Origin of the sequence: Komagataeibacter diospyri (genome assembly GCF_006538165.1) — a bacterium.
Classification (GTDB): Bacteria; Pseudomonadota; Alphaproteobacteria; order Acetobacterales; family Acetobacteraceae; genus Komagataeibacter; species Komagataeibacter diospyri.
Genome location: NZ_BDLU01000030.1, coordinates 1 through 20,174, shown reverse-complemented (window position 1 = coordinate 20,174; position 20,174 = coordinate 1). Strand labels below are relative to the sequence as shown.

Annotated in this window: 22 protein-coding genes and 1 tRNA gene; 8 read left to right on the top strand and 15 right to left on the bottom strand. The window is 61.2% G+C overall.

Annotated features, from left to right (window positions below; all coding sequences use genetic code 11):
• Positions 1–117: 117 nt before the first annotated feature.
• The 4 genes from proB to rplU form a co-directional block, all read right to left on the bottom strand.
• Positions 118–1,272 (bottom strand): glutamate 5-kinase, encoded by a 1,155-nt coding sequence (proB, locus tag MSKU9_RS05645; protein WP_141260371.1) that lies wholly within the window; start codon positions 1,270–1,272, stop codon positions 118–120.
• Positions 1,269–2,306, bottom strand: a complete 1,038-nt coding sequence (gene obgE, locus MSKU9_RS05640) for a GTPase ObgE (RefSeq protein WP_141260370.1) — start codon at positions 2,304–2,306, stop codon at positions 1,269–1,271. Before obgE ends, proB begins: the two co-directional genes overlap by 4 nt.
• A gap of 156 nt (positions 2,307–2,462) precedes the next feature.
• Positions 2,463–2,732, bottom strand: a complete 270-nt coding sequence (gene rpmA, locus MSKU9_RS05635; RefSeq protein ID WP_007400196.1) for a 50S ribosomal protein L27 — start codon at positions 2,730–2,732, stop codon at positions 2,463–2,465.
• A 63-nt stretch (positions 2,733–2,795) separates the two neighbouring features.
• The gene (rplU, locus tag MSKU9_RS05630; protein ID WP_010513032.1) at positions 2,796–3,110 is read right to left on the bottom strand and encodes a 50S ribosomal protein L21; all 315 of its coding nucleotides are present in this window, start codon (positions 3,108–3,110) and stop codon (positions 2,796–2,798) included.
• A 251-nt stretch (positions 3,111–3,361) separates the two neighbouring features.
• On the opposite strand from rplU, the gene MSKU9_RS05625 reads away from it, so the two are divergent.
• Positions 3,362–3,451 (top strand) — tRNA-Ser (locus tag MSKU9_RS05625).
• A gap of 15 nt (positions 3,452–3,466) precedes the next feature.
• On the opposite strand, the gene MSKU9_RS05620 is transcribed toward MSKU9_RS05625, so the two are convergent.
• The 5 genes from MSKU9_RS05620 to MSKU9_RS05600 form a co-directional block, all read right to left on the bottom strand.
• Positions 3,467–3,751: a hypothetical protein gene (locus MSKU9_RS05620; RefSeq protein WP_141260369.1), complete on the bottom strand. Its 285-nt coding sequence runs from the start codon at positions 3,749–3,751 to the stop codon at positions 3,467–3,469.
• Positions 3,720–5,069 carry a guanine deaminase gene (gene guaD / locus MSKU9_RS05615; RefSeq protein ID WP_141260373.1) on the bottom strand — a complete coding sequence of 450 codons (1,350 nt, stop codon included), beginning with the start codon at positions 5,067–5,069 and terminating at the stop codon, positions 3,720–3,722. The genes MSKU9_RS05620 and guaD overlap by 32 nt, the downstream gene beginning before the upstream one ends.
• Positions 5,070–5,115: 46 nt before the next feature.
• Entirely contained in the window at positions 5,116–7,320 is a 2,205-nt protein-coding gene (locus MSKU9_RS05610; RefSeq protein ID WP_141260368.1) for an FUSC family protein, read from the bottom strand.
• Between the two features lie 118 nt (positions 7,321–7,438).
• Complete coding sequence (locus MSKU9_RS05605) at positions 7,439–8,656, bottom strand: UdgX family uracil-DNA binding protein (RefSeq protein ID WP_141260367.1); 1,218 nt, start codon at positions 8,654–8,656, stop codon at positions 7,439–7,441.
• A 44-nt stretch (positions 8,657–8,700) separates the two neighbouring features.
• Positions 8,701–9,495, bottom strand: a complete 795-nt coding sequence (locus MSKU9_RS05600; protein ID WP_141260366.1) for a sulfite exporter TauE/SafE family protein — start codon at positions 9,493–9,495, stop codon at positions 8,701–8,703.
• Between the two features lie 200 nt (positions 9,496–9,695).
• Here MSKU9_RS05600 and MSKU9_RS05595 point away from each other — a divergent pair, with 200 nt between their 5' ends.
• The 4 genes from MSKU9_RS05595 (at position 9,696) to MSKU9_RS05580 (ending at position 12,131) form a co-directional block, all read left to right on the top strand.
• Positions 9,696–10,100: an ArsR/SmtB family transcription factor gene (locus tag MSKU9_RS05595; protein ID WP_141260365.1), complete on the top strand. Its 405-nt coding sequence runs from the start codon at positions 9,696–9,698 to the stop codon at positions 10,098–10,100.
• A 233-nt stretch (positions 10,101–10,333) separates the two neighbouring features.
• A complete protein-coding gene (locus tag MSKU9_RS05590) occupies positions 10,334–10,816 on the top strand; it encodes a MucR family transcriptional regulator (protein ID WP_141260364.1) in 483 nt (160 codons plus the stop codon).
• Positions 10,817–10,878: 62 nt separating this feature from the next.
• Positions 10,879–11,808 carry a signal peptide peptidase SppA gene (sppA, locus tag MSKU9_RS05585; RefSeq protein ID WP_141260363.1) on the top strand — a complete coding sequence of 310 codons (930 nt, stop codon included), beginning with the start codon at positions 10,879–10,881 and terminating at the stop codon, positions 11,806–11,808.
• A 26-nt stretch (positions 11,809–11,834) separates the two neighbouring features.
• The gene (locus tag MSKU9_RS05580; RefSeq protein ID WP_141260362.1) at positions 11,835–12,131 is read left to right on the top strand and encodes an integration host factor subunit beta; all 297 of its coding nucleotides are present in this window, start codon (positions 11,835–11,837) and stop codon (positions 12,129–12,131) included.
• Positions 12,132–12,365: 234 nt separating this feature from the next.
• On the opposite strand, the gene MSKU9_RS05575 is transcribed toward MSKU9_RS05580, so the two are convergent.
• Positions 12,366–13,250: a LysR family transcriptional regulator gene (locus MSKU9_RS05575; RefSeq protein WP_025438836.1), complete on the bottom strand. Its 885-nt coding sequence runs from the start codon at positions 13,248–13,250 to the stop codon at positions 12,366–12,368.
• 106 nt (positions 13,251–13,356) lie between these two features.
• A complete protein-coding gene (gene trxB / locus MSKU9_RS05570; protein WP_141260361.1) occupies positions 13,357–14,313 on the bottom strand; it encodes a thioredoxin-disulfide reductase in 957 nt (318 codons plus the stop codon).
• 142 nt (positions 14,314–14,455) lie between these two features.
• Between trxB and MSKU9_RS05565 the strand changes: the two genes are divergently transcribed.
• The gene (locus MSKU9_RS05565; protein WP_141260360.1) at positions 14,456–14,926 is read left to right on the top strand and encodes an Lrp/AsnC family transcriptional regulator; all 471 of its coding nucleotides are present in this window, start codon (positions 14,456–14,458) and stop codon (positions 14,924–14,926) included.
• Positions 14,923–16,407 (top strand): ArnT family glycosyltransferase, encoded by a 1,485-nt coding sequence (locus MSKU9_RS05560; protein ID WP_141260359.1) that lies wholly within the window; start codon positions 14,923–14,925, stop codon positions 16,405–16,407. The genes MSKU9_RS05565 and MSKU9_RS05560 overlap by 4 nt, the downstream gene beginning before the upstream one ends.
• Positions 16,408–16,433: 26 nt before the next feature.
• Here MSKU9_RS05560 and MSKU9_RS05555 read toward each other — a convergent pair whose 3' ends face one another.
• The 3 genes from MSKU9_RS05555 to MSKU9_RS05545 all read right to left on the bottom strand — a co-directional run bounded on the left by MSKU9_RS05555 (position 16,434) and on the right by MSKU9_RS05545 (position 17,773).
• The gene (locus tag MSKU9_RS05555; RefSeq protein WP_141260358.1) at positions 16,434–16,781 is read right to left on the bottom strand and encodes a response regulator; all 348 of its coding nucleotides are present in this window, start codon (positions 16,779–16,781) and stop codon (positions 16,434–16,436) included.
• The gene (locus MSKU9_RS05550; protein WP_370685912.1) at positions 16,778–17,272 is read right to left on the bottom strand and encodes an NUDIX hydrolase; all 495 of its coding nucleotides are present in this window, start codon (positions 17,270–17,272) and stop codon (positions 16,778–16,780) included. The genes MSKU9_RS05555 and MSKU9_RS05550 overlap by 4 nt, the downstream gene beginning before the upstream one ends.
• Before the next feature lie 108 nt (positions 17,273–17,380).
• Positions 17,381–17,773, bottom strand: coding sequence for a hypothetical protein (locus MSKU9_RS05545; RefSeq protein WP_141260356.1), 393 nt, complete (start codon positions 17,771–17,773; stop codon positions 17,381–17,383).
• Between the two features lie 168 nt (positions 17,774–17,941).
• Here MSKU9_RS05545 and guaA point away from each other — a divergent pair, with 168 nt between their 5' ends.
• Positions 17,942–19,543 (top strand): glutamine-hydrolyzing GMP synthase, encoded by a 1,602-nt coding sequence (gene guaA / locus MSKU9_RS05540; protein ID WP_141260372.1) that lies wholly within the window; start codon positions 17,942–17,944, stop codon positions 19,541–19,543.
• Positions 19,544–19,940: 397 nt separating this feature from the next.
• On the opposite strand, the gene MSKU9_RS05535 is transcribed toward guaA, so the two are convergent.
• Positions 19,941–20,174 (bottom strand): transposase (locus tag MSKU9_RS05535; protein ID WP_141260355.1); only part of this gene is annotated, 234 nt, incomplete at its 5' end.

The following is a 20,174-nucleotide window of genomic DNA, read 5'->3' as shown; positions in this document are numbered from 1 at the left end:
TCCGTCAGTATGAAGCGATCCATATGGTCTTTGAAACACATCATGGCCCTTTAGAAAACTCAATTCCCAACAGCCCCCAAAAAGCTTCACCAAAACTTTTTCTTTATCAGACAGTTTTCAGGGCGCGGCAGGCTCCACCCGCGTCAGCAGCACAAGGTCATCGCGGTGGATCAGTTCATCCGCCCCCTGCCAGCCCAGCAGCCCTTCGATTTCGTCGGACTGGCGCCCCGCAATCCGCCGTGCATCATCCGCCGCATAGGCCGTAAGGCCACAGGCAATCCGGTTGCCATGCTGGTCCATGACCGCGATCAGGTCACCCCGGTCGAAATCACCCGTGACAGTGGTTACACCCGCTGGCAACAGGGATGACCCCATCGTCAGCGCGCGGACCGCGCCATCATCAATCACGGCCTGTCCTGCGGGTGTCAGGCTGCCTGCGATCCAGCTTTTGCGTGCCGAACGGGCGTCGGTTGCTGGCAGGAACCATGTGCAGCGCCCGCCATCACACAGGCGGGCCAGCGGGTGCAGGGGCTGGCCCTGCGTAATGGCCATGGCGCAGCCCGACTGCGTTGCGATACGCGCCGCCATGAGCTTGGTCCGCATCCCGCCCGATGAATAACCCGGTGGGGGTGCGCCGCCCATGGCCTCGATACTGTCGGTCAGTTCGGCCACGACCGGCAGGTGCCTTGCATCGGGGTTGTTGCGCGGGTCGGCAGTATATAGCCCGTCAATGTCAGACAGCAGGACAAGCTGGTCCGCATTGATCATTTCGGCCACGCGCGCGGCAAGGCGGTCATTGTCGCCAAAGCGGATTTCGGTCGTGGCGATGGCGTCGTTTTCATTGATGATGGGTACGCAGCCCAGCGCCAGCAGGGTGTTGAGCGAGGCGCGCGCGTTGAGGTACCGGTCGCGGTGTTCAGTATCATCGGGCGTCAGCAGCAACTGCGCCGCTGTCAGGCTGTAGCGCGACAGGGCATCGGTCCATGCCTGCGCCAGCCGGATCTGCCCGACCGAAGCAGCCGCCTGCTTTTCCTCCAGCCGCAGCACACGCCGCGTTGTCAGGCCCAGCTGGTGGCGGGCAAGGGCGATCGCACCGGAGGACACGACGACCACTTCCGTGCCCTGTGCGCGCAGGTCGGCAATATCCTGCGCCACGCTGTCCAGCCACGCCTGACGGGGGGCCGCCTGTTCGGGGTCGACAATCAGGGCGCTGCCAATCTTTACGACAACACGCTGCGCCGTGCGTAGCTGGGGCAGGGGAGTGTCCGTCATGTTGCGGGGATCTCCCCCTTTTCCTGTTCGGCTTTTTCCGCACGGTCGCGGGTTACGTAATCCTGCAACCGGCGCAGCACGGTGTCCACATTCATGTGGGCGACGGAAGACATGCACATCACATCCTGCCCGCATGCCTGTTCCAGTGCCGTCCGGCGTTCCTCGATTTCCTCAGGCAACAGCGCGTCGATCTTGTTCAGCACGATGATTTCAGGCTTGTCCGCCAGCCCACCGCCATATTCCGACAGTTCATGGCGGATGGTGCGCCATGATTCGACCACGTCTTCCGCCGTGCCGTCAATCAGGTGCAGCAGCACCGCGCAGCGTTCGACATGGCCCAGGAAACGATCACCCAGTCCGCTGCCTTCATGCGCACCTTCGATCAGGCCGGGAATGTCGGCAATCACGAATTCTTCCGTAACCGACAGACGCACTACCCCAAGCTGTGGGTGCAGCGTGGTGAACGGGTAATCCGCGATCTTGGGACGCGCTGCCGATACGGTGGACAGGAACGTGGACTTGCCCGCATTGGGCAGGCCAACCAGCCCGACATCGGCAATCAGTTTCAGGCGCAGCCAGACCCAGCGTTCCTCACCCGGCCATCCCTTGTCCGCGCGGCGGGGGGCACGGTTGGTGCTGGTCTTGAAATGCGCGTTGCCGCGGCCACCATCGCCACCACGGCACAGAAGCAGGCGCTTGCCCGCGATATCAAGGTCGCCCAGCATGGTTTCGCGGTCTTCATCAAAGATCTGGGTACCGATCGGCACCTTGATGACGACCGTTTCCGCGGCTGCCCCCGTACGGTCCGACCCCGCGCCATTGCCGCCCTTGCGCGCGCGGAAATGCTGGGTGTAGCGGAAGTCGATCAGCGTGTTCAGGTTATCGACCGCTTCGAATATGATATCGCCGCCCCGGCCGCCATTACCCCCGTCCGGACCGCCAAATTCGATATATTTTTCCCGGCGGAAGGCGACGACACCGTCCCCGCCGTCGCCGGATTTTACATAGATTTTGGCCTGGTCAAGAAACTTCATTGCCTGCGATCCGGTGGGCGCGTGCAGTCCTGCGCACGTGCCTTATGTGCGTGCATGATACCAGAAAACGTGTCCCGGCATCATACGAAAAAAGGGGCGGCCAGAATGACCGCCCCCTTCAATTCGGGTATTCCCGCAGTGATTAAGGCGTAAACCTTATTCCGCTGCCAGCGGCAGGGCCTGCACGGAAACATGCACGCGACCTTCTGCGCGGCGTTCGAACTTCACATGTCCGTCCACCAGCGAAAACAGGGTGTGGTCGCGGCCGACGCCAACGTTCACGCCCGGCTTCATCTTCGTGCCGCGCTGGCGGACGATGATGTTGCCTGCGATGACGCTTTCGCCACCAAACTTCTTGACGCCAAGGCGACGTCCGGCGCTATCGCGCCCGTTACGGGATGAACCGCCTGCCTTTTTTTGTGCCATTGCCTGAACTCCTTAAAACTGAAATCTCTGATCAAACCTGCCCGGCCGGGACCGGGCGGCGGATCAGGCGGCGTTGATCGCGGAGATGCGCACCACGGTCACCGGCTGACGGTGACCGTTCTTGCGGCGGCTGTTCTGCCGGCGGCGCTTCTTGAAGATGATGATCTTGGCCAGACGGTCCTGTGCGATCACGGTGCCCGTGACGGTCGCACCCTTGACGGTCGGCGCGCCGATGGTCGTGCCACCTTCGCCGCCAACGGCCAGGACCTGGTCGAACGTGATGGTGGAGCCGGCTTCGGCTTCCAGCTTTTCGATCTTCAGGACGGCGTCCTTGGCAACGCGGTACTGCTTACCGCCGGTACGGATAACTGCAAACATGTCTTTATCTATCTTTCCGATCTCTTGGCGTGCGCGGCACCGTGGTTGGGTGCAGGCGACACGACCCAGTCGCTTTTTTATATTGGCCGCAATTGCAGCGGCGCCCCGTCCGCGCGGGGTGAATGCGGGCTTTTACTGGGTGCGCGCGCACAGGTCAATATTTTTTATGGACATGTGCAAAGGGTGAAAAAAGACCCCTTGCGCCACCCCGCGCGCGCCCCTATAAGCCGCTGCATCACCGCGTGCAGATTGGAGAGGTGCCGGAGCGGTCGAACGGGGCGGTCTCGAAAACCGTTGTGCGTGCAAGCGTACCGTGGGTTCGAATCCCACCCTCTCCGCCACTGCATCGCGTGTGTTCATTTTCCATTGAAAACCCGGTCCTGAACGCGCCCCGCCTGAACTGGTGGGGTTTTCGTGCGTGCGCCATGCAGCGCGACCGGGGCGCGGACCGTGGCGGGGCAACCCGTGATCTGGCCCGAAAGGCTGTCGTCCATGTCGGGGCCAGATGCTGGACGCGCGGTACGGTGTGCGTGCAGCGCCTCGGCCCCGCCGCGCGTTGCCAGCCAGGCTGTCCGGGCATCCTGTCGCGATACCCGGAACGTAACCCGTTCAGGTGGCGGTTCCTTCCGCCTCACGCTCATGCACTGTCCTGCCCGCCACCCAGGTCGCGCGGATGCTGCGGTCATCGCCCAGCATCATCAGCGTGAACAGGATATCCGCCGTGCTGTCGCACATCTGCACACGCAGCGCCTGCAGCGGTGTCGCGCGCGGGTCAAGGATGCACAGGTCCGCATCCATGCCGGGTGCGATGGTGCCGATGCGGTCGTCCAGATGCAGCGCCTCGGCCCCGCCGCGCGTCGCCAGCCAGAAGGCCTGTACCGGGTGCAGCCGCTTTCCGGTCATCTGCGCGATCTTGTAGGCCTCGTTCATGGATTGCAGGTGTGACAGGCTTGTACCCGCGCCCACATCGGTGCCCAGCCCCGTGCGCACCGGGCGTTTTGCATCCATCACGTCAAACAGCCGGAACGCTCCGCTGCCCAGGAACAGGTTGGAGGTGGGGCAGTGCGCCAGCGCGCAGCCACTTTCATGGCAGCGGCACAGGTCATGTTCATCCACATATATGCCGTGTCCCATCACGCTGCGCGGGCGCACAAGCCCCGCGCGGTCATACACATCCAGATACGACCGGCTGTCAGGATACAGTTCGGCCACCCATGCAACCTCCGCTTGGTTTTCCGCAAGGTGGGTCTGCATGAACAGCGTGTCGTCGCCCTTCAGCAATGCGCCCGCCAGTTCCAGCTGTTCGGGTGTGCTGGTGGGGGCGAAGCGGGGGGTGACGGCGTAATGCTGGCGGTTGCGCCCATGCCAGCGTTCGATCAGGCGGCGCGATTCATCATAGCCGCGCTGGGCCGTATCACGCAGGTAGTCGGGCGCATTGCGGTCCATCAGTACCTTGCCCGCCACCATCAGCGTGCCAAGGCGGGTGGATTGACCAAAAAACGCATCAACCGATTGCGGGTGGACCGTACAGTAAACCGCCGCCGTGGTCGTGCCGCAGCGCACCAGTTCGTTCAGGAACTGCCGTGCAATGGTGGTCGCATATGTTTCGTCAGCAAAGCGGCGTTCGGTGGGAAAGGTATAGCGTTCCAGCCATTCCAGCAGCTGTTCGCCATAGGCCGCGATCATGGGCAGCTGCGGGTAATGGACATGCGTGTCCACGAACCCCGCAGAAATCAGACAGCCCCGGTAATCGGTCACATCCATGCCCGGCGGCAGATGGGCGATGGTTTCACCATACGTCCCGACATGGGTGATGCGGCCATCAGTGATAATGACCAGCCCGTCGGGTTCATCCACCAGCGCGTCCTGCGGTGGCATGAGGAACGGGTTGCCGCGAAAGGTCACGATATGCCCGCGCAGGGCGGCGCTGGCGGCGGGGGAAGTGGGGGCAGGGGTCATCATGGTTGGCTCCATCCTTCCCGTGCCCATGTGTATCAGGGACGCGTCATGATCCGTCGGTCATGCGATAGGGCTGGGAAGCATCAAGGAAGGCTGCGTTGGCGCCCAGTTCATAGGAAATGACCAGCAGGTAGGCAATGGCGCGCGTGATTTCGATACGTGACGTGATGTTGGTTTCCGTCGCTTCCAGCCGCCGCAGGCTGCGTGTGGCCCCGCGCGCCACCCGTGCGGTGCGGCCAAAACGTCCGTAACGGCCACTGAACTGGGACATGCGGCTGAGGAACAGTTCAATGGCGCGGTTGGCGGCAGGCGGCAGCTGTCCCCGTTCCATGACCGTGCGCAGGCGGATGATGTTCAGCCCGATGGTCATGGCTGACAGCGTGCCCTGCAGGTAGGCTTCGATGGTGGGGGTGGGTGTCGGCCCGGCATGGCGGATCAGGCGGGAGAAACGGTCCGTATTGCGCCCGATCCACGATTGCGTGCGCGGCATGGGCTGGGCCGATGCCAGGTGGCGCAGGTCATGCAGTGTGCGGTTACGCATGCGCCAGCGTTCTTCATCATTGTCGAACGGCAGCACCGCGCGGAAGATCAGCACCGCGAAGCCGATACTGCACAGCAGCGCGAAGGACGCGTTGAAATACGCGATTTCGTTCAGGCGCGTCTGGTTGCCCGGTCCCACCAGGTTGGGCAGGAACAGGCAGTACGAGGCCGCAGCCCCCGCTGTGGCCGGGTTGCGCGCGGCAAGCCCGCCTGCGATCATGGGCAGGGCGAGGACGGCGGCCAGCATTTCGAATTCCGCAGGCCGTGGCAGGAACAGAAGCACAAGGAAGCCCGAGACAAGTACCGCCCAGCACGCCCCGCGCAGGAAGCTCATGGTACCCACCACAGGGTTTTCACGCGTGGCGAACAGCCCGCATGTCACCGCGACCATGGTGATGAAGCCGATGCCGTTGGCCCATGCCGTCACTTCCCATATCAGGGCGGACGCGCCGATGGCCACGGCGGCGCGGATGCCGTTATAGGCAGCTTCCTTGAAATCGCGGTGCGCCTCGATACGGAAATGGAAGTGGTCGCCACGGATTTCGTGCTGGCTGGCATCGAACTCCGTGATGGCCTGCTCCAGTTCCCCCAGCAGTTCATCCAGCGCGTTATGCAGGATACGGCAGTTCAGCAGGTCGTCCACTTCTGCCGTCTCGGCAGTGGGGTCCATGCCGATTTCATGGGTCAGAGCGTCGATGATACGCTGGCGGCATACGCCGCGCAGGTCCTGCAGGTCCTGCTGGACATGCGGGATCTCCGCATCGTTTTCCAGCCGCGCGGGCAAGCCCAGCAGAAAGGTGCGCGTCAGCAGCGACGTTTCGGTAAACTGTTCGTTGGTGGTGCCCAGCGCCTTGATGCGCGCCATCATGCCCAGACCCCGCGACAGCAGGACCGATACGGCGGCAAGGGCCGCGCGCGCATGGTCGCCTTCATGTCCGTGGGGCCCCATCTCGACTTCACTGAACTCGATCTGGTCATTAATGCTCAGGATCGTGCCGAACAGTGCGCGTGAACGGATGAAGGCGGCTTCGTCGCCTGCCAGCAGGTTGGCCACCGCATCCGTCGAACTGCCCAGCGCCATCTGGATTTTCTGGCGCATGTTGCGCCGCGCGCTGGAGGCAAGGTTGTGCGCGAACAGCACCGCCACCAGCGTTTCGCACGTGATGCCCAGCACGATATAGGACGTGCGGGACATGGTTATCATGAAGATGTTGTCGGGGTCGCGGGTCGCTGCCAGCGCGATGATGGCGCAGGTATAGCCCGACAGCACCAGCGCATAGGACCGGAAGTTGCGCACCAGTGTCGCACACATGCAGCACAGGCCGATCCATATGCTGATGGCGGGAAAGAACAGCCAGGGCGCCTGTGGAAAGGAACAGATCAGGATGACGGCGCTGATCGCCCCGATGGCGGTGCCCACCAGTCGCCACCGTGCCTTTGACAGGCTTTCCCCGCGCGATCCCTGTGCCACGATCCATACCGTCATGGCTGCCCATGGCGGGTCGTCCAGTTCCATCCACATGGCGATGGTCAGCGCCATCAGGGCCGCGAAGGTGGTACGCACGGCAAAGGCCAGGGCCTCCGGCGTGGGGGCATACAGCCATTTCAGTCCACTCATCCGCGCATAGCCGGGGGCGCGGATGGTGGGAAAATGCTTTCCGCTGAAAATACGGGTGATGAAAGAGGGCAGAAGATTCAGGTCTGCAGGCACGATATGCGGCTTCCGGCGACAAGGGGCGCCCTATCCATAACGCATCTTGGCATGACGTAACGGTGCCGCGAGTGCATATCTGGCATCGGCTTTCCTCGTGGCGGGGCCTGTGGGCTGATCAGGGCGCCGCAGGCGTACGCAGGCTGGCGGCCAGTTTCAGGTCCGCGACAAAATGGTCATATTCACGCACGCGCGCCGCTTCATCGGGCACGCGCAGCAGGAAGGAGGGATGAACCGTGACAACCCCGGTCGTACCGTCATCCAGCTTGATCGCGCGCGAGCGTTCACGCCCGATCGTGACATGGCGGCCCAGCAGGGCTGACGCCGCCGTGGCCCCCAGCATGACCAGCACATGCGGGCGGATGACCCGCCGTTCCGCTGCAAGCCATGGGGCGCAGTTGGCGATTTCCTCCGGCCCGGCCTTTTCATGGATGCGGCGGGTGCCGCGGGGGCGGAATTTGAAGTGCTTGACGGTATTGGTCACATACGCATCATCACGGTCGATGCCCGCTTCCATCAGGGCGCGGTCGAACAGTTGTCCCGCCGGTCCGACAAAGGGACGACCGGCAAGGTCTTCCTTGTCTCCCGGCTGTTCACCCACGAACATCATGCGTGCGTCGCTGCGGCCTTCGCCAAACACGGTCTGGGTGGCGTGGCGGGCCATGGGGCAGATCCGGCACGTCCGCGCTGCCAGCGCCACGGCGGGCAGGGCGGTGATGCGGGGAATGTCCAGCCCGTTTACCAGCGGCATGGCGGGCGGCGGCAGGCTGTTGAAAGCAATGGGGGACGGGGCTGCGCCATCCTGTCCGTACAGCAGTTCCTTGCCCGTCCATTCCATCCGCCGCCCCGGCAGTACCAGCCGCCATGGGGCAAGCGACAGCTGGAAGGTCATGAACCGTGCATTACATTCGGGGGCATAGGTCGTGGCCTGCAGCGTGGCGTGCCACCCGTCGTCCCCATCGGTATGCTGCATAAGGGTGAACAGGTCGTGGCGCAGGTGCACGGTTTCCGCACGCACGGCTGCCGCCGCGTCCTCCATCCGCGTAAGGTCGGGCGGCGGGATATCGGTTCCGGTCACATGGGTGTAGATCAGACGGTAGGCGAGGGTAAAGCGGTCGGGCAGCATGGACTGCAGCACATCCGCCGCCAATTGCATGGTTTCACGTGGAATGCGGAAGGGACGGGCATCCGGTGCGGGGGTGTCTGGCTGGCCGGATGGCGCGACGTGCCACGCAATGGCCTCGGGCGACACGTGCTGGCCGACCAGGGCGCGCGTCGCGTTGCGCCAGCGGGCAAAATCGACGGGGTGGTCAAGGGTTATGGTGGTCTGTGGCATGGGGCGGCTTCCCGGTCATGATGGTGCGATGGTCACGCGCCGTGTCAGACAAGGCCCATTGCCCGTGCGCTGCGCCACATCATGTAGAATGCCACAATGAAAATCAGGTAGGCAAAAATCATGCGCAGTCGCTGTGGGTGCTGGCCCAGATGCCGCGCAAGCTTGGTGCCTCCCGCGCTGCCTGCCATGCCGCCCGCCACAAGGATCCCCACCATGGGCAGATCGACCATACCTGCCACCGCGTAGCTGATGGACGTTGTCAGCCCGAAGGCGCATACCGCCACCAGTGACGTGGCGATGGCGTTGAGCATGGGCATGCCGGTCGCCGCCAGCAGCGCGGGTACGATCAGGAAGCCACCACCAATGCCAAAGAATCCCGAACAGAATCCTGTCGCGATCCCGTAGGCCATGACAGGCATCGGGGTCGTGCGCATGGTGACCTGTTGTGGCTGCGTCTGTTGTGGCTGGTGGCAGCCCCGCGCCATCAGCGCGCCGACCGCGATCATGACAAGGGCAAACAGGAAAAGCAGGTGCTGCCCGTTGACGACCTTGCCACAAGCGGCTCCCGCCAGTGCGCCGAGCATGCCGGCACTGGCAAACAGTGCCGCGCAGTTCCATGCGACATTACCCGAGCGTGCATGGCTGGCCAGGCTGCACAGCGCATTGATGGTGACGGCCAGCGCGCTGGTGCCGATGGCCCGGTGCGGGTCGGCAATCCCCACCACATAAAGCAGCAGCGGCACGGCCAGGATAGATCCCCCGCCCCCGACCAGACCCAGCGTGAAGCCGATGGCCCCGCCACTGCACAGGCCCAGCAGGGTATGCAGCACGTCAGGCATGACAGCGCAGGTGGGACCGGGGGAGCATGTATGCGGGTGCGGCGGGGTCGGTCATGGGGGCTCCCGTATGATGGGGGTGCGTAAATGGTTTATCTGTTTAATATATTATGTATGTATTTTATCAAGTCCTGTCCTGTGTTCCGCCGGTCGGGATTATGGTACGGAGTGACTTGCCTAACTGGTCTAAGGGGATCCGTGACATGAGCAATCTGCCCAGAACACGAGAAATTGCGGAAAATCTTGTGCAGCGCCTGCGCCTGCTGGCTCAGCCGCAACGGCTGATGGTGCTGGCCTGCCTGCTGGAGGGGGAAAAGAGCGTCGGCCAGATCGAAGCTGAAACCGGCATCGGCCAGCCTACGTTAAGTCAGCAGCTGGCGGAACTTCGGCGGGCGGAAATCGTTATAACACGCAAGGAGGCCCGACAGGTCATTTACAGTATTAAGGATAGTATGGAGGAAACGCGCATCCGCCTGATCTGCGCCGCCTGCGACCCGGAATTCGATATGGAGCAGCTGAACGGGGTGCTGCGCAGGCAGAAAACGCCCGTACCGATGGCGCATGACGGAACGGCGGCCTGTTTTGCCCGTATCCATCTGAATACCTGAAAAAGACTGATACAGCATGAAACGAATTTATACAAAAACACCTGTTCACATTTGATCTGGTTAATTAGGACGGTGCATTCTATATAATATAACCGAAACATCCTGTTTGATAATACGCGGCATAGACTGCCCTGCAGTATTGTATTTATTGAGGTGGCAGTATATGTCCCTGAAATGAAGGTTCGTGAGGAAGTCGCGACTATTTGGCTGAATATAGAGGCACGGAATATATTATGTCTGATACAGAGCAGGATTTTTCATGTCTGGAACTGACGACGCAGATCGTGTCGGCACATGTTTCAAACAATAGTGTCGCGGCCGATGTGCTTCCCGACCTGATACGTAATGTGTACCAGGCGCTGTCCGCTGCCGGGCGTCCGGTGAACGAACCTGAAAAGCCGCAGCCTGCCGTGCCGATCAAGCGCTCGGTCTTTCCTGATTACATCATCTGCCTGGAAGACGGCAAAAAGCTCAAGATGCTCAAGCGCCACCTGCACAGCGCCTATGGCATGACGCCGGAACAGTACCGCGAACGCTGGGGTCTGCCTGCCGAATACCCCATGGTTGCCCCGAACTATGCCGAACGCCGTTCCAGCCTTGCGCGTGAAATCGGCCTTGGCCGCAAGATTACCGCCGCATCGGCCGCTGCCGCGGCTGCAGCCCCTTCAGATCATGACGAACCCGCCAAGCCCACGCGCCGCCGGCGCAAGGCGTAAGGGTGAAACGTCTTTCATAGTCCTGCCTTCGGTGTGGGTGGTATCCGTGATATGGCTCTGTCATGGATACTGATCCCGATATGTTGCTGCATGCCGCATCCCTGCGTCGCCGCCTTCTGGTCTGGCGGGGTGGGGCTGTGGCTTTTTTTGTCCTTGCCTGCATCGTGGCTGTATTGCGTGCCGGTGGGGGCGGGCTTGTGGGCCATGCGCCGCATCTGGTTCACATGAAGCTGGAGGGGATCATCCCTTCGGATGAACATGAAAATGTCGAAGCCCTGCAGAAAGCTGCCGATGATGCATCGGTGCGTGGCCTGGTGCTGGAGGTCAGCAGCCCCGGCGGCGCCGTAACGGGCGGCGAGGTGCTGCATGATGCCGTGGCCGCCTTTGCACGACGCAAGCCGGTGGTGGTGTCCATGGGTGCGGTCGCGGCGTCGGCTGGGTATATGGTGTCGGTGCCGGCTGCGCGCATTTTTGCCAACCGCTCTACCCTGACCGGTTCGATCGGGGTAATTCTGGAATCGCCTGATGTGTCGGGCCTGCTGGACAGGGTGGGGGTGCATGTGGACCAGCTTGTCTCTGGCCCGATGAAGGGGCAGCCTTCCATGGTGCAGCCGCTTTCGCCCGAGGGACGCGAAATGCTGCAGGGCGTGATTGCCGACCTGTACGGTTTTTTCGTGAATGTCGTGGCGCAGGACCGGCATATGCCGGTTGACCGCGTGAAGCAGCTGGCTGATGGCCGCCCCTATACCGGGCAGCAGGCGGTCGCGCTGGGGCTGGTGGATCAGATCGGGTCCATGGCCGATGCACGGAAATGGTTGATCGGGATTACGCATCTGCCCGATGATGTGCAGGTGAGCGATATCGGCCCCACGGCCACGCGGATCAACTGGCGGCGGTGGATTTCGGGTATCCTGTCGGGTGTGCCGGGTGCAGAATTTCTGTTGAAGGAAAGTACCGCGCTTGACGGGGCCGTTGCGATCTGGAAACTTTAATTTGTTGTTTAAATTAGGGGAACAGGATGACCAGATCGGAATTGATTGCCGAACTTGCCGCTGCGCGTCCACATCTGCCCATACGGGAGGTGGAACGTATTGTTCAGGTCATCTTTACGGAAATCAGTAATGCACTGATGCGGGGGGACAGGGTGGAACTGCGCGGTTTCGGGGCGTTTACGGTCAAAAAACGTGACGCCCGCACCGGTCGCAACCCCCGCACAGGGGAAACCGTGTCGGTGGAGGAAAAGGTGGTGCCGTTTTTCAAGGCGGGTAAGGAACTCCGTGAACGCGTCAACCAGTCGCATAATACGACCGATTGACCATCCGTCTGGTTCCTGATTCGCCCGTTATCAAAGACTGCCTGAAACAGCTTATTGATAAAAAAATTTTGGGGTGCCGTCTTTTTTAAAAGGGGGCAGCGTGCTTCGACGTCCTGATGACTGCAGGGTGTTGGTCAGGCCGACTTTATTAAACTATCTACTTACAATACAAAAAACACCGCGTCGGGCTGGACCCGGCGCGGTGTTTCTTTATTCGGGCTGATCGTGACGTGGTCAGTGGCGGGCGTTGATTTCCGCCAGCAGGAAGTCACGGAATACCGCCACACGCTTGGACGTGCGCAGTTCCTCGGGATATACGAAATAGGCATCGACCGTGGGCAGCGGCACTTCGGGCAGGATCTTGACCAGATTGGGGTACTGTGATGCCGCATAAAGCGGGATCGACCCGATTCCGATACCGGCCGCGATCGCACCGGCCATGGCGGCCAGGCTGTTGACCTCCAGTCGCGCCTGACGGCGTTCATCCGACGGGACGCCGGTTTCAGCCAGCCAGTTGATATGCGGCACGGGCGGGTGGTACCCGCCGAACAGCACCAGCTTGTGGGCGTTCAGTTCCTCAAGCGTGCGAGGCGTGCCGTAATCATTCAGGTATGACTGCGAGGCGTAGATCGGCAGCGGGAAATCCGCCAGGTGCCGCTGGATCAGGTCCGGCTGGCGGGGCGGGTGCATGCGCACCGCGACATCCGCTTCGCGCATGCCCAGATCCAGGTCGTTATCTTCCAGGATCAGGGTGATCGAAATGTCAGGATTGGTTTCCATGAACCGGTGCAGACGTGGCGTAAGCCAGCAGGTGCCAAAGCCGGTTGTGGTTGTGACCCGTAGCCGTCCCGCCGCCTTTTCCTTGCTTTCCGTCAGCAGGGACTGCGTCATGGCCAGCTTGGAGAAGACTTCCCGAACCGTCTGGTTCAGTGTCTCACCCTGCTCGGTCAGGATCAGCCCCCGGGCATGCCGGTGGAAAAGAGGGACCTGCAGCGCCTCTTCCAGGGCTGAAATCTGCCGCGATACCGCAGACTGGCTCAGGTTAAGCACGTCGCCGGCATGGGTGAAGGACCCTGCTTCGGCTACAGCATGAAATATCCGGAGTTTATCCCAGTCCACGCGTTGACTCCGCTTTGCTATCTAATAAAGGGCGCGCCAAGTGTTATGACACTAAGCGTTGTGGTGAAGGAAATACGGAGGGAGGTCAAGGACTCTTCATGTTTCATTACTGCGCTGCCGCAAGAAAACGCTCGGCCTCCAGTGCCGCCATGCACCCGGTGCCAGCAGCTGTCACCGCCTGGCGGAATATCTTGTCCTGCACGTCACCTGCGGCAAAAACGCCGGGAACCGAGGTGCGCGTGCTGCCTGGCGTAGTGACGATGTAACCGTCTGTATCGATCTCCACCACATCACGGAAAATTGTGGTGTTGGGGGCGTGGCCGATGGCAACGAATACCCCGTCAACATCGATATGCTGAATCGCGCCGGTTACGGTGTTGCGCAGTTCTGCCCCCGTGACCACGGGTGGCGTGCCGCTGCCGGTAATGCGTTCGACCGCACTGTTCCATATGACCGAGATCTTGGGGTTGGCATGCAGCCGGTCCTGCAGGATCTTTTCCGCGCGCAGGCTGTCGCGGCGGTGGATCAGGGTCACGTGACTGGCGTGGTGGGTCAGGTACAGGGCTTCTTCCACCGCCGTATTGCCGCCCCCCACAACGGCCACGCGCTTGCCGCGATAGAAAAAGCCATCGCACGTGGCGCAGGCCGACACGCCGGACCCCTGGAATTCCTTTTCCCCCGGCACGCCCAGCCACTTGGCCTGCGCGCCGGTTGCGATGATTACGCTGCGCGCTTCATACAGCGTGCCGGAATCGCCGGTGGCGTAAAACCGCCCGGTGCCGTCCGTACGGGTGAAGTCGCACGAGACAATGATGTCATCCATAAGCCGCGTGCCGACATTACCGGCCTGTTCGGCCATCTGCATCATCAGGTCCGGTCCCTGCACGCCCTTGGCGAAGCCGGGATAATTCTCGACATCCGTGGTGATCATCAGCTGGCCGCCGGGCTGCAGCCCGGCGACCAGGACGGGGGAAAGATTCGCGCGCGCGGCATAGATGGCAGCGGTGTAACCGGCGGGACCTGCACCAATGACAAGCAGGTCGGTAGAACACGTCTGGGGCATGAGATCAGAAAAACCCTATCGTCACAATTTCCTTTGGTATGGTCGTCCACTGGCGTCCGTGCAAGGGTTGGAGTAGGAAGGGCGTCATTATTGCGGCATATGGGCGCGACAGCCGCCCCCTTTGGCGAGAGATGGAACAGGCATGGCGGAACGGATGGCTGATCTGGATGCGATTGACCGTCGGATTGTGGCCGAGCTTCAGCTGGACGGACGCATGACGAACGTGGAGCTGGCGCGGCGTGTGGGCATTTCCGCGCCGCCCTGCCTGCGTCGCATGCGCCGGCTGGAGGAAGACCATGTGATCCGTGGCTACCATGCCGATACCGATGGTGCGCGGCTGGGATGGTCGATCACGCTGTTTGCGCTGATCGGGCTGGACAGCCAGAAGGAAGCGGTCCTGTCAGCTTTTGAAAAGCAGGTATCCGGCTGGCCGGAAGTGCGCGAATGTCACATGATCCGGGGCGGGGGAGATTTTCTTGTGCGGCTGGTGGCGCGCGACGCGACGCATGAAAACCTGCTGACCCGTCAGTTGACCGAAGCCCCGCATGTGGTGCGCGTGCAGACATTGCAGACCATCCGCACGAGCCTGAACCGCCCCGGCGTGCCTGTGTGAGGGTGCGGTACAGCCCGCAATGGTGGCTGTACCTGCTTGTACTGCTGGCCGGTGTACGGCTGGTTGTGGCGGGTATCCTGCCACTTTCCCCTGACGAAGCCTATTACCGGCTGTGGGCGTTTGCACCCGCCGCGGGCTATCTTGACCACCCGCCCATGGTGGCGGCTTGGATACGGCTGGGCATGCTGCCGGGCGGTGATGACGCGTTTGGCGTCCGGCTGGTGGGGGTGCTTGCCGGGGCAGGGATATCCTTTTTCCTGTTCCGCGCCGTGCGTGACCTGCTGCCCGGTACGGGGCGTGCAGGGGGCGTGCGGGCGTGCGTCATGTTACAGGCGACTTTGGCGCTGGCAATTCAGTCGGTTGTCATAACGCCAGACATGCCGGTGATGTTTTTCCTGTCCGAGCTGGTATGGGCCATGGGCCGCGTCAGGGCCGGGGCGGGGACGGGCTGGTGGCTGGTGGCTGGTTTTGCCGCGGGCCTTGCATGCGACAGTAAATATACTGCCATCCTGCCGGTTGGCGGCATCGGGTTATGGCTGCTGATCCAGGGGCTGCGTCATCGTGCCTGGGGGGTGCAGCAGGTGCCGGGCGTTGTGGGCGGCGTGATGGTGGCGGCTTTGTGCATCACACCCGTGGTGTGGTGGAATGCACGACATGGCTGGGCCAGTTTCGTGCGGCAGGGGGGGCGGACGGCAGACTGGCATCCCGGCCGGGCGGTGCAGTTCCTGACCGAACTGGTGACGGGACAATTGGGATTGATGACGCCGGGCATCGCGGCCTTTTTCATATGGGGGCAGGTGATCCTGCTGCGCCATGCGCGGCGGGATGCGGGGGCTGCGTTACTGTCGTGCATGACGCTGGTGCCAGCCTGCGTGTTCGTGCAGCATGCCATGGGCGACCGGGTGCAGGCGAACTGGCCGGTGGTAATCTATCCCATGCTGGCGGCGGGCGCGGCCATGGTGACGTGGCGGTGGGGGCGTTGGGCGGTCGGGGGTGGCGTGCTGGTTGGTGCGCTGGTTTACGTGCAGGCCCTGTTCGCCCCGCTGCCGCTGTCGGCCCATACGGATGTGGCGCTGCGGCAGATGGCAGGCTGGCGTGACCTGGCCAGCGGTATCGAAGCCCATGCGCGACCGGGTGACTTCATTGCAGCGTGTGATTATGGCACGGCGGCGGAACTGGCCACCGTCATGCCCGGCCAGGTCGTGGTGGGGATGGAGCCGCGCTGGGCGCTGTTCAACCTGCCGCATGACGTGGCGGGGGATGGGATCATGGTCTGCAATCCCCGTCGTGGTTTTGATCGGGATGTATTTGTATCGGTTCAGCAGATCGATACACTGGCGCGTGGACGACAGGGACGGGTGGCGGAACGTGTCAGCCTGTACCGTGTCAGCCTGCGCACGGACCTGTCGGCCATACAGCGCAGCACCATCGTAAGGCTGCCCACGCCGTACAAGGATCGTATTAACAAAAGTTTTTGGTGAAACTTTTGATTCTGAAGTGTCAAGGGTCAGGCCGCCGGTGCAACCTGACGGACCTGTTCCAGCAATGCCTTCATGCGAAAGGGCTTTTCCAGCAGCGGCAGCGGTGCGTAACCGGCCAGCCGGTCGGGATCACCACTCATCACGATTACATGGCAGCCTTGGGCCTGTGCCATGGCAATGAAGCCATCGGGATCGCCATCGGGCAGGGTCAGGTCCACCAGCGCCAGCGTATGGCGAGTATCCCCGATCCTCTGCATGGCATCCGCAACGCTGGGGCTTATGGTGGCATGGATGCCGTTTGCCTCCAGCATTGTGGCGACCAGTTCCGCTATCGTTGCCTCGTCTTCGACAATCAGGGCAGAAATCTGGGTCATGACGGAATGCTCTCGGGGCGGAGGGAATGGGGGGCAGGCGTGCGCACCTGTGCGACGACAGGCCATGGGGCGATGCCACGCGGGGACAGGGCCAGCGTGCCCAGTTCCAGCAGGCCGGGGCTGAAGGCGGCGGGATCGGCGCGTACCTGCGCCATGTCAAACCACCCCACGCCGCACGCGTCATCGCCCGCCGTGATGTCGGTCCAGCCATTGTCGTGGCATTTAACCGCCACGATCAGGTAGTGGAAACGGACCCGGCCTGCACGGTCACGGTCGATCAGGTCAAAGGCCGTCAGCGTGCCTTCGGCATGGGTGATGAAGCCGGTTTCCTCACGCAGTTCGCGCGCTGCGGCGTCAAGGTAGCTTTCGCCGTATTCAATGCGACCGCCGGGGAAACCCCACAGCCCCTGATCCGGCGGATTGCGCCTGCGGACCAGCAGCATCTGTCCATTGCGGACAACAATGGACAGGACTGCCCCGGCTAGTGTCATGTTATCAGCCATATACAAGAATATATCGGATCATGGCGCGGCATCCATGCCTGTATCGGACCAGTCTGTTCCCGATTGCGTGAACTTGGCCCGGCGGGCAGGGGAAAACTAGCGTTTCATCACGATATGCGCCCGGCAGCGCGGGGTGCCGTAAGTACCGACCATCGTGTTGCCTTCGGGACGGGCTTCAAACACCATGGGAAAAGCCGCCCCCGATGGCTGTCTGACCACGGTTTCGGTATGGTACAGGTCGGCTTTCTTCTGTGGCACGCCCGTCAGCGCGATTGATCCGTCGGCCGGGGTGAACGTCATGCGTTTCGCGCTGATCTGGAAGGTCGATGTGTTGCCGGTTTCGGTGCTGCAATTGCCCTGATCACGTACCAGTTGGCCCGTCCACAGCCCGATCGGGTCATTTTTGGCATCGGCGCGCGCTGGGGAAGCAGCAAGGGGAAGGCAGGCAAGGCAGCCTGCCGCCAGCAGCAGGAATGAACGTGCAGTCATGAAACAGCCATATGATCCGGTTTGTCTGAACTGACAGGAAAGACATGCCTGCCTGAATGCATATATTGTGCTATCTGCGCGGGAAAGACTATCCCACCCTTGCAATATGTTGCCAGCTCATGCTGGAAGCCTAGTTTATCGATAATGCCCGCGACCGAAAGACATATGATGAACGATACCGCGAAGACCGCCGCCCCTGAGGCAGGACTTGATGAAACCCTGCATGAGGATCGTATCCTGATCCTGGATTTCGGCAGCCAGGTCACCCAGTTGATTGCCCGGCGCGTGCGTGAAAGCGGGGTGTACTGCGAAATCTGGCCGTATTCCAGCACTGCCGAGCGGATTCGCGCCTTTGCGCCCAGGGGCATCATCCTGTCCGGTAGCCCCGCCAGCGTGCTGGACAAGGACGCGCCGACCATTCCGGAAGTGGTTTTCGCCCTGAATGTGCCGGTGCTGGGCATCTGCTATGGTCAGCAGGCGATGTGCCGCCAGCTTGGTGGCACGGTGGAGACATCCGAACACCGTGAATTCGGGCGCGCGCATATCGATATCATCAAGGACTGCGCCCTGTTCCGTGGCACATGGGCGCGTGGCAGCCGTGAACAGGTGTGGATGAGTCACGGCGACCGCGTAACCAAGCTGCCGCCCGGGTTCCAGGCCGTGGCCGTGAGCGAGGGCGCGCCGTTTGCCATCATCGCTGACGAAGGCCGCCGCCTGTATGGCGTGCAGTTCCACCCCGAAGTGGTACACACCCCGCATGGCGCGGCCCTGCTGCGCAACTTCACCCATGGCGTGGCGGGCTGCAGGGGCACGTGGACCATGGCGGGTTTTCGTGAAATGGAAATTGCCCGCATCCGCCAGCAGGTGGGCAAGGGACGTGTGATCTGCGGTCTGTCGGGCGGGGTTGATTCCTCGGTCGCGGCGGTGCTGATCCATCAGGCCATTGGCGACCAGCTGACCTGTATTTTCGTTGATCCCGGCATCCTGCGCGCGGGTGAGGCGGATGAGGTGATCCGGACCTTCCGTGATCGCTTCAACATCCACCTGATCCACCGCGATGCGTCCGACCTGTTCCTGAATGCGCTGGAAGGGGTGAGCGACCCCGAAATCAAGCGCAAGACCATCGGTCGCCTGTTCATTGAAGTATTCGAGGAAGAAGCCGCCAAGCTGGGTGGCGCTGAATTCCTGGCGCAGGGCACGCTGTACCCCGACGTGATCGAAAGCGTCAGCTTTACCGGTGGTCCGTCCGTTACCATCAAGTCGCACCACAATGTGGGCGGCCTGCCAGAACGGATGAAGATGCAACTGGTCGAGCCGCTGCGTGAACTGTTCAAGGACGAGGTGCGTGAACTGGGCCGGGAAATGGATATTCCCGAAGCGATCGTGGGTCGGCACCCGTTCCCCGGGCCGGGGCTTGCCATCCGTATTCCCGGCGCCATCACGCGCGAAAAGCTGGACCTGTTGCGGCGGGTTGATTCGATCTTTCTTGAGGAAATCCGTGCGGCTGGTCTGTATGATGCCATCTGGCAGGCCTTTGCCGTGTTGCTGCCGGTCCGTACCGTGGGCGTCATGGGCGATGGCCGCACATATGATTACGCCTGTGCCCTGCGTGCGGTTACCAGCACCGATGGTATGACGGCAGATGTCTATCCTTTCGACATGTCCTTCCTCAACCGCGTGGCCGGGCGGATTGTTAATGAGGTGCGCGGCGTAAACCGCGTGACGTATGATATTACGTCCAAGCCGCCGGGAACGATTGAGTGGGAGTGATTGGAAGTCATTTATAATAAATAAGTCGTCTATATTATAAATCTGTCTGGTTTTATTATCCTTCAGGATCAATGCTGTTTAGGTATGTGTCCTGAAGGATTTTTTATGATTTAGTCTAAAAAATCGTATCTAACCAAAATGGAATTATTAAATTTCTATATAAATAATAATGTTTAAGATTAATTTTTAATATTTCCGAGTATTCTAATATTTTCTTATTTGTAATAATATTTAGGAAAATAATAGAATAATTTGGTGTATTTCTGTTCGTATATAATTATATTATTTTCAGTGTCTTCTATGAAAGGAATGCCACATACAGGCGTTTCCCCAATAATATCACCATCATCTGGGTCAATTGCAGCAAGAACCGCTTTGGGATTTTTACGGCGTGTCGTCAGTTAAGCAGGATGATGATTGAGGCGAACTGCACGGCTGCGAGGAAGGTCGATTTCAGTTTATCGTAGCGGGTTGCGATAGCGCGGAACTGATTGAGTTTATTGAAGAACCTCTCAACAAGGTTCCGTTCGCGGTAGAGAGAAAAATCGGTTTTCCGTCGTGTCGTTCTGTTGCGTTTTGGCGGAATGACCGGGGTAATTCCGCGCTGTATCAGCCGATCGATCAACCTGTC

Excerpts from the sequence above, each read along its gene's own strand:
- proB (WP_141260371.1), bottom strand. The coding sequence starts at position 1,272 with ATGACGGACACTCCCCTGCCCCAGCTACGCACGGCGCAGCGTGTTGTC.
- obgE (WP_141260370.1), bottom strand. The coding sequence starts at position 2,306 with ATGAAGTTTCTTGACCAGGCCAAAATCTATGTAAAATCCGGCGACGGC.
- rpmA (WP_007400196.1), bottom strand. The coding sequence starts at position 2,732 with ATGGCACAAAAAAAGGCAGGCGGTTCATCCCGTAACGGGCGCGATAGC.
- rplU (WP_010513032.1), bottom strand. The coding sequence starts at position 3,110 with ATGTTTGCAGTTATCCGTACCGGCGGTAAGCAGTACCGCGTTGCCAAG.
- MSKU9_RS05620 (WP_141260369.1), bottom strand. The coding sequence starts at position 3,751 with ATGAGCGTGAGGCGGAAGGAACCGCCACCTGAACGGGTTACGTTCCGG.
- guaD (WP_141260373.1), bottom strand. The coding sequence starts at position 5,069 with ATGACCCCTGCCCCCACTTCCCCCGCCGCCAGCGCCGCCCTGCGCGGG.
- MSKU9_RS05605 (WP_141260367.1), bottom strand. The coding sequence starts at position 8,656 with ATGCCACAGACCACCATAACCCTTGACCACCCCGTCGATTTTGCCCGC.
- MSKU9_RS05600 (WP_141260366.1), bottom strand. The coding sequence starts at position 9,495 with ATGCCTGACGTGCTGCATACCCTGCTGGGCCTGTGCAGTGGCGGGGCC.
- MSKU9_RS05595 (WP_141260365.1), top strand. The coding sequence starts at position 9,696 with ATGAGCAATCTGCCCAGAACACGAGAAATTGCGGAAAATCTTGTGCAG.
- MSKU9_RS05590 (WP_141260364.1), top strand. The coding sequence starts at position 10,334 with ATGTCTGATACAGAGCAGGATTTTTCATGTCTGGAACTGACGACGCAG.
- sppA (WP_141260363.1), top strand. The coding sequence starts at position 10,879 with ATGGATACTGATCCCGATATGTTGCTGCATGCCGCATCCCTGCGTCGC.
- MSKU9_RS05580 (WP_141260362.1), top strand. The coding sequence starts at position 11,835 with ATGACCAGATCGGAATTGATTGCCGAACTTGCCGCTGCGCGTCCACAT.
- trxB (WP_141260361.1), bottom strand. The coding sequence starts at position 14,313 with ATGCCCCAGACGTGTTCTACCGACCTGCTTGTCATTGGTGCAGGTCCC.
- MSKU9_RS05565 (WP_141260360.1), top strand. The coding sequence starts at position 14,456 with ATGGCGGAACGGATGGCTGATCTGGATGCGATTGACCGTCGGATTGTG.
- MSKU9_RS05555 (WP_141260358.1), bottom strand. The coding sequence starts at position 16,781 with ATGACCCAGATTTCTGCCCTGATTGTCGAAGACGAGGCAACGATAGCG.
- MSKU9_RS05550 (WP_370685912.1), bottom strand. The coding sequence starts at position 17,272 with ATGACACTAGCCGGGGCAGTCCTGTCCATTGTTGTCCGCAATGGACAG.
- MSKU9_RS05545 (WP_141260356.1), bottom strand. The coding sequence starts at position 17,773 with ATGACTGCACGTTCATTCCTGCTGCTGGCGGCAGGCTGCCTTGCCTGC.
- guaA (WP_141260372.1), top strand. The coding sequence starts at position 17,942 with ATGAACGATACCGCGAAGACCGCCGCCCCTGAGGCAGGACTTGATGAA.